Source organism: Paraglaciecola sp. IT1134 (assembly GCF_058068185.1).
The window spans coordinates 657801-670718 of the sequence record NZ_CM176486.1; the positions used below are offsets into that span (position 1 = coordinate 657801).

9 protein-coding genes are annotated in these 12918 nt (G+C 46.4%); 2 read left to right on the plus strand and 7 right to left on the minus strand.

Annotated features, from left to right (window positions below; genetic code table 11):
• Positions 1 to 8 precede the first annotated feature (8 nt).
• From AC3RV5_RS03010 to AC3RV5_RS03035, 6 genes are all read right to left on the minus strand, one after another.
• The gene (locus AC3RV5_RS03010) at positions 9 to 404 is read right to left on the minus strand and encodes a DUF2721 domain-containing protein (RefSeq protein WP_489730505.1); all 396 of its coding nucleotides are present in this window, start codon (positions 402 to 404) and stop codon (positions 9 to 11) included.
• Between the two features lie 262 nt (positions 405 to 666).
• The gene (locus AC3RV5_RS03015) at positions 667 to 1473 is read right to left on the minus strand and encodes a cobalamin-binding protein (RefSeq protein WP_489730506.1); all 807 of its coding nucleotides are present in this window, start codon (positions 1471 to 1473) and stop codon (positions 667 to 669) included.
• Positions 1470 to 2438: a cobalamin biosynthesis protein CobD/CbiB gene (locus AC3RV5_RS03020; protein ID WP_489730507.1), complete on the minus strand. Its 969-nt coding sequence runs from the start codon at positions 2436 to 2438 to the stop codon at positions 1470 to 1472. The genes AC3RV5_RS03015 and AC3RV5_RS03020 overlap by 4 nt, the downstream gene beginning before the upstream one ends.
• A 13-nt stretch (positions 2439 to 2451) precedes the next feature.
• Positions 2452 to 3159, minus strand: a complete 708-nt coding sequence (mtnN, locus tag AC3RV5_RS03025) for a 5'-methylthioadenosine/S-adenosylhomocysteine nucleosidase (protein WP_489730508.1) — start codon at positions 3157 to 3159, stop codon at positions 2452 to 2454.
• Between the two features lie 246 nt (positions 3160 to 3405).
• On the minus strand, positions 3406 to 4572 hold the full coding sequence (locus AC3RV5_RS03030) for a DcaP family trimeric outer membrane transporter (protein ID WP_489730509.1): 1167 nt from the start codon (positions 4570 to 4572) through the stop codon (positions 3406 to 3408).
• Positions 4573 to 4811: 239 nt separating this feature from the next.
• Positions 4812 to 6497 (minus strand): methyl-accepting chemotaxis protein, encoded by a 1686-nt coding sequence (locus AC3RV5_RS03035; protein WP_489730510.1) that lies wholly within the window; start codon positions 6495 to 6497, stop codon positions 4812 to 4814.
• A gap of 327 nt (positions 6498 to 6824) precedes the next feature.
• Here AC3RV5_RS03035 and acs point away from each other — a divergent pair, with 327 nt between their 5' ends.
• A complete protein-coding gene (acs, locus tag AC3RV5_RS03040) occupies positions 6825 to 8765 on the plus strand; it encodes an acetate--CoA ligase (RefSeq protein ID WP_489730511.1) in 1941 nt (646 codons plus the stop codon).
• Between the two features lie 29 nt (positions 8766 to 8794).
• Positions 8795 to 9463, plus strand: coding sequence for a response regulator transcription factor (locus AC3RV5_RS03045; RefSeq protein WP_489730512.1), 669 nt, complete (start codon positions 8795 to 8797; stop codon positions 9461 to 9463).
• Here the strand turns inward: AC3RV5_RS03045 and AC3RV5_RS03050 are convergent.
• Positions 9402 to 12827 carry a PAS domain-containing hybrid sensor histidine kinase/response regulator gene (locus AC3RV5_RS03050; RefSeq protein ID WP_489730513.1) on the minus strand — a complete coding sequence of 1142 codons (3426 nt, stop codon included), beginning with the start codon at positions 12825 to 12827 and terminating at the stop codon, positions 9402 to 9404. The two genes, AC3RV5_RS03045 and AC3RV5_RS03050, sit on opposite strands and share 62 nt — an antisense overlap.
• Between the last annotated feature and the right edge of the window lie 91 nt (positions 12828 to 12918).

Sequence of the window (12918 nt, forward strand, 5' to 3'; positions counted from 1 at the left end):
CAATGCTTTTAGCGCTTTTTGCGTTGAAAATTAAAGTTGCTTAGATATACGTCCAGCGCCTCCACAGAAATGCGAATTTCCCGCACGGATAGCCATAAGGAATAGAGCAATAACACCAAACTCGCGGCAAAAATTGAACCGCCTATCGTCTGATACTCGGCATAAATGGCCAACATCGACAATACACACAGAAAAAAGCTAACCACCCCGGCTTCTTGCATGCGTTTTATCAGCTGGATCCGTTCTCGTAAGTTATTGATCTGGGCATGGGTGTTTTCACGATCGTGCCCGGGATCCAGATTGCGGATGGTGGAAGCCAAGGTCAAAAAACGATTGGTATAGGCTAACAAAAGCAAGGAAATCGCGGGAAACAGCATAGCCGGGGTGGTAAGAGTGATATTCATAATCCAGTTGCCTTTAAAATTGGGTTGTCTATGGGCGGGTACTTTATTCAGATAATGCTCGGCTACCATATCCCAGCACTGCTCGGTAAAAATGCAGATGGCAATGTTGCTTATTACTTCAATGCTGTAACTGCCTGATTGAGTTGTAAAGCCGACCCTATCAGTCAGATTGACGTTTCTTCCATCATGGCTCTGTACTCATCCACGGCAAGCCGTTTCTGGTTCGGCGGTTAGGTCTAATCTGGCTAGTGTACCCATTTACCTAATTGTGAGCGTGAATTTTTTCACACAAATCACCCAGACCTTCGAGTAAACGCGGCGTAAATCTGTGCAACATATCTGGATTTACGACCGCAACAGGTGCTGTTATGACACCCCGTTTCGTTTGCCAGAACGTATTGGCATCATGCAGGCTAAGGTTCAGTGCTGCAATGATTTTTTGCGGATGCCTGCGTGCCACTTGTTCGATATTAACCTGGGGATAGGGAATGGGTGAGTCGGCAAAAATATTGCTTGCACCGCACAACGTCAAAAGATGATTGGCCCAGGTATCTTCACCTATGGTCATCAGAGGTGTGGGCCATAGATAATAAAAAACCGCTACCTTGGGCCGGGTGGCATACTTTTCCTTTAACCTTATTAAGGATGTTTTGACGCTATCACTGAGCGCTTTGGCCTGGGCGGTTTGGCCTATGCGCTTGCCCAGTGCCTGTATATCTTGGGGGATCTGCATGGGGTGTTGGGGGTTGGACAGGTAAAGTTCAAATCCCAGGGAGGTCAGTTTGGCAAGATCCTGAGGTTTGTTACCACCTTGCCAAGCCACGATTAAATCAGGCTTTAGACGCACAATTTGCTCGAAATTCACCCCGTTGTGACTGGCCACCGAGGGTAATCTTGTCGCCTCTTGGGGATGATTACTGAAATCGCTAACGGCCACCAGGCGGCTACCGGCGCCCAAGGCAAAAATCAATTCGGTGGTATGGGGGGCCAAACTGATGATCCTCTGTTGTGCCGCCAGTGGCAGACAAACCAGGGTCAACCCTAGCAGGCATGAAAAAATTATGCTCATAGCCGTTGCCAGCTATACAGCGCACTACCGATCAGCAGGCTGAGAGCAAAGATCACTACCTTGGTTAATTGAATAGCATAAAGTGTACGTTGAATATCGGCAAAACGGACTTGGCGCTGGCCGCCACATTTTCTGGAACGATTCTTCTGTCCGTTGTAGTAGGCTGGCCCGCTTAGCTCTACGCCCAAGGCGCCACCTTGGATGGCCAATATCCATAAATGGGCACAGGAATTTTTGCTGCCACTGCGCCAGGCAGCCATTCCGCCGCTAATGCTTTGTGGCAACATAAATATGACGCCACACAGGCGCACGGGTATGAATTGCATAATATGCATTATCTTAGCCGCAGGATAACCAAAGAAGCTGAAACGGTGGAGTTTAATATTCCAGCAATGGGAAAACTCGTAAATCAATCGATAACACAAGGCGCCGACCCCACCGAAGATAAAATAATAGAAAATGACACTAACGTACTGTTGAGCAAACCTTAGCAGTAGACTTTCGATATTGGCTTTGGCGATGCCAACCGGTGACAGCAGCTCTGTTTCCCGCAATACTATGTGTGCCAGGGTTTGCCTGGCTAGAACCTTTTTTTGTTGGCTAAGTGCCTTAGCCACTTTCTGACTGCGCTTGATTATGTTCTGGTATTGGAGTGCAACGAGCAGTAACAGGGCGTCAAAAAAGAGTGGGAATTGTGCCATACTGGTAAAAATCAGTAATATGATCGCCAGTGGTAATAGCAGCATAAATATGGCCAGACTGCCGGAGATTTTCTGTTGCAATTCACTGCGCTTGATCGATGGGTGAACCTTGTCCGCCATTCGTCTGGCCAGCAACTGGGCAAAACTTAAGGGATGGAATTTCTCGGGCCAAGCCCACAGCGTTTCAATCAGCATCACCACCGCCAACACCCCCAGGGGTTGCAAGGTGGGATCCGTGAAAATGCTAGCTAATAAGCTGGGCAAGGTAGAATAAACCTTATGTTTTAGCTGAGGTTAGTTGGCCAATCAGCGCCATGACCAACATGGCTGAGTGTTTGGCTGCTTGCTGCAAATACTCTTGAAATGAAAGGGTTGATGCTTTGCCGGCAATATCCGACAAAGAGCGAATAACCAAAAATGGAACCTGCAATAAATGACAAGTTTGGCCAATGGCCACCCCTTCCATCTCCACCGCGGCTATGTTTGGAAACTGGCTGCGTAACTTAGCCGCCGCTTCGTCACTGCCGATGAACGCGTCCCCAGTACAAATTAGACCACGCTTGGTTTTGACTTCACCCAATGACTTGGCCGCCTGCTCTGCGGCTGCAATTAACTGCCCATCACAAATAAAGGTTTCTGGCATGCCAGCACATTGGCCAAAAGCGTAACCGAAATGCGTAAGGTCAGCGTCGTGATGTACCACTTCGTTAGCGATTACCAGATCGCCGATTTCCAGTTCTTTATCGAAGCCACCGGCTGACCCGGTATTAATCACATAATCGGGACTAAATTTGTCGACTATGACAGTGGTGGCTACAGCTGCAGCCACTTTACCTATGCCGCATTTGGTCAATATCACCTGGGCACCGTTTAGCTCGCCGCAGTAAATTGTCAGGTGAGCATGTTTAATGGTAGTCAGGTTATCAAGAGATTGTTGAAGAAGGCTTATTTCTTCATCCATGGCGCCTAATATCGCTATTTTCATCAGTTGCTTATCTTAGTTGTATATGAGGTGGAGTTTATTACGGATAGGCTGAATATGGAACTGGTAGGCCGACCCTCGATGGCGGTTGCTGTGAATAATGGTTAATAAGATAGCAATTTTAACTTATCTGTATAACTCGAGTAATTGATGGGCTGTTGGCGTCAGATTAAACCTCTAAAAACGCTGCCAACAAGTGACAGCGTCCAGTTTATCACTGTTTAAATACCGCGTTATTGACGCAAACTATTAAAACGCGTATGTGGCGGAAAATTGCATGCGGCTCATATCACCATCCGCATCAGATTCCAGGGTCTTTTTAGCATACGCATATTCAGCACCAAAGGTCAGCTCCGGACTAGGTGAATAAAGAATGTTAGCCCTGGCGCTATACGTTTCCTTGATCACACCTAAGCCGGTCAATTCGTTATCGTTGTCAGCGCTTAATACTGAGTAGGTCAGGTTACTCCGCCATTGCTCATTCCACAGGTGGCGGTAGGCAATGGAGAAACCCATCACATCTAAAGCCTCGAGTTCATTATTGGCATTTAACACCGCACCATTTACGGTATTGAGGCCGATATAACGGCCTAAACCACTACCAGCGTTAGCCATGATCCTCAGATCGTCCTGGCCCAACATTATTTTACTGGTAATGCTGATCCCGTAAGACGTCTCAGAACTATCGATATCGTTTTCACCTTGTTTTTCTACATATGACAATTGACGTACCAGGCCTGCTATTGCTATGTGGCCCCAGTCTTGGGTCAGGGTATAACGTGCAGCGAGGTCTGGCGTTGAGTTGTCATCAGAAACGATACGCCCCCCACCTCCAAAAGGTGTAATGGTGGTCTCAGGGTTTTCCAGAGAGACTTCAAACGCACCACTGGTGTATTTGACCATGGTTTGTCGCACGAAGATGGTTCCGTCGGTTGCCCCTACAAAATCCAGGGTTTCAGGCAGTGTTCTCACATCCTGAAAAGTTGACCAGGTTTGTCCTATCAACCAGTCATTGTATTTTATGAAAGCATGGCGAATACGAGGTTCGTATGAGTTGCTAACGCGCTCATTGCCATCCGGTGTGGTGTTGAAATCGAATTCTAAGACACCAGTAATGCTCTCACCATTGGTGAGTTGGGTGTCAGTAGTAAAACGAAAACGAGATTGTTTAATGTGGGCGTCAAATTGCGCATCTTCTTCGGTACCCCCTACAGGTGTCAGGCTTGGAATATAGAAATCACGACCAATGCTTCCTGACGCTAATGTACCATCGCTGTAGGTACTGACGATGGCGTCCGCCTTGATATAACCACTGAATTTAAAGGACGTTTTGTCCAATGGATTTGCTTGCGTTGCTGCGGATGCGGCAGCGCTGGTGATCGCAATGAATATAGCTGTAAGTGTTTTAGTGTGCATGAGCCCTGTCCAAATAGTAGAAATTTACGCTATCTACTGTGGATCAGCTTTGCGCAACTCGCTATAAGCTCATGGTCTATAAGACCAAGGTCGTAATATCAATGTTAGCTGAATGCTGAGCAGGTTTTATCTTTAGTGGGCAAACGTGATCTTCAGCATGTAAAAAAGCATATAGAGATATGCTGAGCAATCTGTAAATGTTTTTTTAAGGCCCGATGTATAGATACATCTATCTAAAATCACACCTTAAATTGGCGCACCAGTTGTTCTAGTTCTGCTGTCTTTTGCTTCAAGTTTTCAGCTGTATCACCATTTTTGTTGGCGATGTTGCTAAGGTCCGTGGTTTGCTCAGAAATTTCGACTATGCGTTTGCTTATCTCTGCACCCACCACGTTTTGCTCTTTGGCTGCATTGGCAATTTGCATATTGAGTTCGCTCATAATCGCGACCGACTTAGATATTTCTGACAATGATACCGCTGTGGCGCTAATACTCTTTTCCGCTGCATCACTGCGTTTAATGTTGTCAGACATTACATTTACCGCCGAGCGTGAACCGTTTTGCAGTTTAGAGATCATTTCCTGTATTTCTTCGGTACTGCCTTGGGTTTTACTGGCCAGATTTCTGACTTCATCTGCTACCACAGCAAACCCGCGCCCTTGTTCGCCGGCTCTGGCGGCTTCAATCGCTGCATTGAGGGCAAGAAGGTTGGTTTGGCCTGCAATACTTTCGATAACTTGCAACACCGCACTGATATTTTCTACGTCTCCACCGACTTGTGTTACCACCTCACCGGTTTTGATCATTTCGCTTTTCAGTTGGGTCATTTCATTGCAGCTATCCTGAACTTTTTGCAAAGCTTCGTCACCATTGCTATCTGCAGTTCTGGCCGCTAAGGCAGCGTTGTCGGCGTTATTTGATACTTCACGAGCGGTTTCAGACATCTCGGTGGTCGCGGTGGCAACTTGATCAATTTCGCTGTGTTGTTTGACACTCAAAGCTTTGATCTCGATAGCCTGACTGGCGAGATCTTCACTGTCATGTTTAACGCTAAAGCTGATGTCCTTCACCTTGATTATGATCCCCTGTAAGGTCTCTATCAGGGTGTTGAGGTGGCTGGCGAGCAGCCCTAATTCAAACCTGTCTTTTACCTGTAAACGCCGAGTTAGATCCCCTTTACCGGCAGAAATTTCTTTTATCGATTGGGTTATTTCGTTCAGGGGCAGCAAAATAGAGCGAATTAATATCAGACAGATGAAAATCAATACCAGCAACAACACTCCCGACACCGCAGCCACCGCCGTAATCATGCCTGTACGTGCAGAGCTAATGTGATCGGAAAAGATATTGACTTGATCATCGATTCTATCAATGTAGCTGCCCGTTCCTATCATCATATCCCATTTTGCTAAATATATGGCGTAAGACAGTTTGGGCGCGGCGACTTTCTGGCCTAAGCGTGGAAAATGATACTTAACGAAGGTGTCACCTTGTCCCAGTTGATTCTGTCGCCCCGCGCTAATTAAATCTTGGATAAGCAACACACCATTAACGTCTTTAAAGTCAAAATAGCTATTACCTACTCCGGCATCATTCATACCATTAAATACCCGTACTGCTTTTTGGTCGTAACCAAAAATGTAGCCGTCTTGGCCGAATTCAATTTTTTTGAGTAATTGCACCGCCTCTGCTCGCTCGCCACCAGCTTCATAAATGGGTTTGACTGTGGCGTATGCGATTTCAACAATATTTTTCAATTCCTGTTTTTTGCTTTCGATCAACATATCACCAGCGGATTGCTGGACTGTCCCCATAAGACTGCTCACTTGGGTGACTATGATAATAAGAAGAATAGAAGCTAAAATGATCAAAGGGACAATAGAAATGATAAATAAGCGATTCTTGATAGATAGGTACTTAAACATTGAGCGTAACCTTGTAGTGGTTCTATTGGGGCAGGGTAATCAGTTCCGCAAGAGCAGGGATCTGTACTAAAATGTTAAGATTAACACTAGAATCTAGTTGAAAAATATACAATATTTATAAGTGATTAACATGCACTAACGACTTTATTGACTGTCGGGTTGGAGTAAGCGGATCTCTGCTTCATTGTTAAAAATGCTCGACACTTGTATGATTTTACCTGTTAATTGTAAATAAGGAATACGACCAAAGTCGCATTCCGGTTTGTATGCTTATGGGTAGAGTGTTCGGTATTCTTATTTTATATATTCAGTTTTTTTGGAGGCATCATGTTACAAAATACCTATCCAGTACCAGAGCACGCTAAAATTCGCACTCATTTAACGCCACAGGAATATGAGCGTTTATATACGCAGTCTGTCACTCAGCCCGATGTCTTTTGGGCAGAACAAGCCAAATGTCTCGATTGGTTTAAATTTCCGAAAAAAATTAAAAACACCTCTTTTGATAGTCACAACGTAAGCATAAAATGGTTTGAAGATGGTGAATTGAACGTATCTTACAACTGCATAGACCGCCATTTGGCCGAGCGCGCTAATGTGACAGCGTTTATTTGGGAAGGTGATGACCCTCACTCCCACGATATCATCACCTACCAACGGTTACATGACGAAGTGGCGAAAATTGCCAATGGATTACGCCAACTCGGTGTGGGCAAGGGTGATCGGGTGGCGATATACATGCCTATGGTACCCCAGGCGGCCTATGCGATGTTGGCTTGTGCCAGAATAGGTGCGGTGCATACTGTCATTTTTGCTGGGTTTTCCCCCAATGCCATTGCGGATAGAGTGAATAACAGTCAGGCCAAGGTGCTTATTACTGCTGATGAAGGTTTACGCGCAGGCAAACATATTCCATTAAAAGCAAATGTGGATACGGCACTTGCCGAGCACGATTGTCCCACTATGGAAAAGGTGGTGGTCTTTCGCCACACAGGGGCGGATATCAACTGGGGCAAAAAGGATCTCTGGTGGCATGAATTAACGGAAAATTGCAGCACCGATTGTGCACCTGAAGTGATGAACGCCGAAGACCCCTTATTTATTCTGTATACCTCAGGCTCGACGGGCCAACCTAAAGGTGTGGTGCATACGACGGGTGGCTATTTACTGTACGCCGCCATGACCCACAAATATGTTTTTGATTATCAGCCCGGTGAAGTGTATTGGTGTGCCGCCGATGTAGGGTGGGTGACTGGACACAGTTATATTGTGTATGGTCCATTGGCCAACGGCGCGACCAGTGTGATGTTTGAAGGAGTGCCGACTTATCCTGATGTACGGCGTATCGGCCAGATCATTGATAAACACAAAGTTAATATCCTTTATACCGCGCCGACCGCGATACGCGCATTGATGGCCCATGGGGATTTTCCTGCTCAGGGAATTAGTGGTGAGTCATTGCGCCTACTGGGCTCGGTGGGTGAGCCTATCAATCCTGAAGCTTGGCAGTGGTATTACCAAACAGTAGGGAAATCCCGTTGTCCGATCGTGGACACTTGGTGGCAAACCGAAACCGGTGGCATGATGATTTCCCCTTTGCCTAGTGTGACACCGCTGAAACCCGGATCTGCTAGCCATCCACTATTTGGTGTGCAACCGGCATTGGTAGACAGTGAAGGCAAGGAGCTCGAAGGAGCAAAAGAAGGTAATTTAATTATTAAGGACAGCTGGCCAGGGCAAGCTCGCACCGTATTCGGAGACCACGAACGTTTTGTGCAGACCTACTTTAGTACATACCCGGGTTGTTATTTTACCGGTGACGGGGCGAGACGTGACGAAGATAACTATTTCTGGATCACGGGCCGAGTTGATGATGTATTAAATGTCTCAGGGCACAGATTGGGTACAGCCGAAATAGAAAGTGCGCTGGTGTCTCATTATGCCGTGGCAGAAGCAGCGGTGGTGGGCTACCCTCATGACATTAAAGGTCAGGGGATCTATGTTTATATCATGCCTGTGGAAGGGGTTGAGGTGAATGATGCATTGACTAAAGACGTCTCCAATTGGGTGCGTAAAGAGCTGAGTCCAATTGCAACTCCGGATTTAATTCAGTGGTCTACAGGTCTACCAAAAACGCGCTCAGGCAAGATCATGCGCCGTATATTGCGTAAAATTGCTGCGAATGACTATCAGCAATTAGGTGATACTTCGACCCTGGCTGATCCCAGTGTAGTGGAGACCCTAATCACCCAACGACTCAATAGGTAAACAGTGCCAATGTTTTGGAAAGGCCGGTTATGATAACACTGCTGATTGCTGATGATCATCCCCTCTACCGGGATGCGATGCGACATGCATTATCTATGTATTTCAACGAGTTGAAACTGTTGGAAGCCGCGGATTTATCGCAAACAGTGGTTTTATTACACCAGCACCCGGAGATCGATTTGCTGTTACTGGACTTACACATGCCCGGCAGTGGTGATCTGTTTGGTCTTATTCATATTCGCAAGTTGTTTCCTGAATTACCAGTGGCAGTGGTTTCTGGACTGGAAGATCGCAATATTATTTCTAAGGTGATCAATCTGGGTGCTTTGGGTTTTGTGCCAAAAACCACGGGGGCAGGGCAAATTGGTCAGGCCGTGAACAGTATGTTGGAGGGGGATGTATGGCTGCCCGAATCCTATTCAGCCGATGACGTAGAGTTAGACAGTGAATTTGCTGAACTGGCGGACAAGGTCGCCAGTTTAACACCCGCCCAATACAAGGTGTTATGTTATATGCGTGATGGCCTGCTCAACAAACAGATAGCATATAACCTTGATATTGCTACCGCCACGGTCAAAGCCCATGTCACGGCAATTTTTAAAAAACTTCGTATTAATAATCGTACACAGGCTGTGCTTATTGCTTCCCAGCTTCAACTTGCGCCGCCTGCAGCAGTGCCCTCAACTTCGCGGGTTTGACCGGTTTAGCTAAATAAGCACAGGCCGCCTGTTGGCATTGCGCTGTGAGTCCGGGCTCGAAATTGGCCGTGATCAAAATGGCGGGCACCGTTACACCAAGTTGACGACGAATTTGCGCTATTAGCTGTAGACCGTTCAGACTATCGTTAAGATGGTAATCCATTAAAATCACTTGTGGCGTAAAATGTTCTAGTAAGGCAAAGGTTTGTTGGCTATTTTGGGCGGTCAGGCTGTGTATTTTCCATTTGCTTAATAAGGTTTGAAGGGCCTCAAGGTTCTGCTGCTGATCATCCACACACAATACCCTTAACTCCTTGAACCCCACTTTACTGATGTTGTGTTGGGCCATGGCTTGAGCGGGCTCACAACGCGGTAAGGTGATTGCAAAACAGCTGCCATGCCTGATGCGTGATCGGACCTGCAAATTTGCTTGCAGTTTTTTTGACAGACGTTGCACCACTGCTAATCCTAAACCTACACCTTGTTGTTGCTGCCCTGAAATACGATAAAAATCGGCAAACACCTTGTCTAGTAGCTCTGGAGGAATGCCACAACCTGTGTCCCAGACTTGCAGCAGTAGCTTGTCTTGTCGTTTGCGTACCGCCAACAATACCGAGCCTGAAGTAGTGTATTTTACCGCGTTCGATAAGAAATTCTGCACAATGCGATACAGATAAGTACGATCGGTATTCACCCATAAGTCGGGAACGTTAGCTTTTAAAACTAGGCCTTTTTGCGCGGCCAGTAACTCAAATTCCGCCACTAAAGGCTGTAACAGTGTTTGCACGTTAATCGGCGTGAGTTCCGGTTGTAATTCACCCTGGTCGAGACGGGCAATATCCAGCAAGGTAGCGATCAGAGCTTCGCTGGCATTAATGCTATCGGACAGCTTGTTGACTATATCGCTAGCATCCTCGCCCAGCGATACTTCTTGTAAGGCGGACAAATACAATTGTGCTGCGTTTAACGGCTGTAAAATGTCGTGACTGGCCAGTGCTAAAAATCGTGTTTTACTGGCATTGGCTTCTTCAGCAACTTTGCGTGCACTGACTAACGCTTGTTCGGCTTGTGCCCGGCGTTGATTTTCCAGATGTAACTCGGCGTTAATGGTGTGTACTTCTTCCGAACGTTTTTGAATACGATTTTCTAGGTCGATATTGGCTTCTTTTAAGGCGTGCTGGATTTCTATGTGTTCGGTGACATCATTGAAACTGGTCACAAAACCCCCACCGGGTAGGGGCGTGCCGATCATTTCCAGGGTGCGCCCGTCGCTGCGCTGACGTAAAAACCGATGCGTGGTGCCTTGGCGCATATGTTCGAGTCGTTTTTGCACTAAGCTTTCTACATTACCCACGCCACATTCACCCTGCTGTACGTTGTAACGCACCAGCTCTTCGACCGGCCGTCCAACGCGAACCATGTTTTGTGGATAGTTAAATAGTTGAAGGTAACTTTTGTTCCATGCTACTAAATTCAGGTTTCTGTCAACCACGCTGATCCCTTGTTCCAGGCTTTCAAGGGAGGTAACCAGTGCGCTCATATTAAATTGTATTGCTTGGGTGGTATCTTCAAAAAAGTTAACCACCTCTTCAAAATTGAGCTTTTTGCCGCTGATGGCGCTAGCTACCAATGCTTTGGCAGAAGAAGCACCGATTACTCCCCCAAGCGCACGTTCAGTAAATAAAACAAAGTCTTCTTTTGGCAATGTTTCTGGGCTTAACTCGCGGCCATTGCGTTGTTGGTAGTCAGTAATGAGCTGCTGACAGCGTTTATCACCCAAAAAAGTGGTCAATAAGGTAATGAGATCTTCCACCGACGTGTTAATCGATTGCCCACTATAGTGGTGGGCTTTACTGTCGGTAGAGGTAACAAAAGCTTCGGCCTGAATTCGGTCGATTAAGCGTACTTCGGCAACAAATGAAAACACTATATAGGCTAAAGTATTGGCAAACAGACTGTAAATAGCGCCCGCACTAATAGTGTCATTTTGTAAAACACCCTGTGGGGTGTCATTTATCAGCGGCAACATTAGCCACAATATCCAGGTGCCTAAACCCGCCAGTAAACCGGCGTAAACGCCTTGGGCGTGACCTCGTTTCCAGTATAAACCACCAATAATTGCGGGTAATAATTGGATAACCAATGAAAATGCAATTAGCCCAATCGAAGCCAACGAGCGGGTGCTAGTCATCTGTTGGTAGTAGAAGTATGCGAGTGCCAATATGGCGGCAATGACTACGCGGCGAATAAATAAAATCAGGCGAGTATAGTTAGGCGCTGGGTGTTGCGAACGATGTTCCGATAGTAGTTTGGGAAGAATGACATCATTGGTCAACATAGTGCTGAGGGTAAGCGTGGCTACAATAATCATAGCGGTGGCGGCGGATAAACCACCAACAAATACCAGCATTTTAATGATTAATATGTCACTGGCGATGGCAATACCCAGCACATAAGTATCAGGCTCGCGTCCACTACCTTGAAACATCGCATCGCCTGCTGCGGCGATGATGGGGATCAATACAGCGATAAACAGTAAATAGAGGGGAAATAGCCAGCGTGCAGTTTTGAGATGACTGAGTTTTAAGTTATCCACAATCGCCACGTGAAATTGCCGTGGCAAACAGATGACCGCCGCCGCCGCCATTAACGTTTGCGCCACAAATGGAAATGATTGAATATTATTCAGTGCTGTTGGAGTGAAAAACGCCGCTAACATGGGGGCCGAGTTGTTGCTGTCGTAAGCTAGATAACCCAGCACGGCTACCGATATCAAGGCGCATAGTTTAATCAATGATTCAAAGGAAATCGCTACCATTAAACCACGGCGGTATTCGGTGACGTCGGTATGTTTAGTACCGAAATACATGGAAAACAAACCAATAAAAACGGTGGAGAGTAATACCACCAGTTCTGATTTGTTTTGCCCTGAAACCATTAAAAATGCTGATCCCACCGCTTTTAATTGTAGCGCGATGTAAGGGATCGTCGCCAATAACGCAATCAGGGTGACCAGCAATGCGATGGTTTGACGTTTACCATAGCGTGATGAAATAAAATCGGCGATGGTAGTGATATGTTGGCGCTTGCTTACCGCAATAAGCTTAAGCAGAAAACGGTAGCCGAATACGTAAACCAAAATAGGCCCAAGAAGTATCGGCAGATAATGCCAAGTATCCCGAGAGGCCTCACCTACCGAACCAAAGAATGTCCAGGCGGTACAGTATATTGCTAACGCCAGCGAATAAATGACTGGATGGGAGCTGATAGTCCTGGCCCACTTGGTGTTATTGTCTCCCCACTTAGCCAACCAAAATAATCCGGTTAAATAGATTATCGCCAGCGCTACCCAACCTAATGCCATAACCTTCCTTATGAATAAAAGTCAGAGATGTATATATACCCAAGTAACCTCAAGTGTGACTTTAACACAGCTGAAATTACTGCACAGAGCA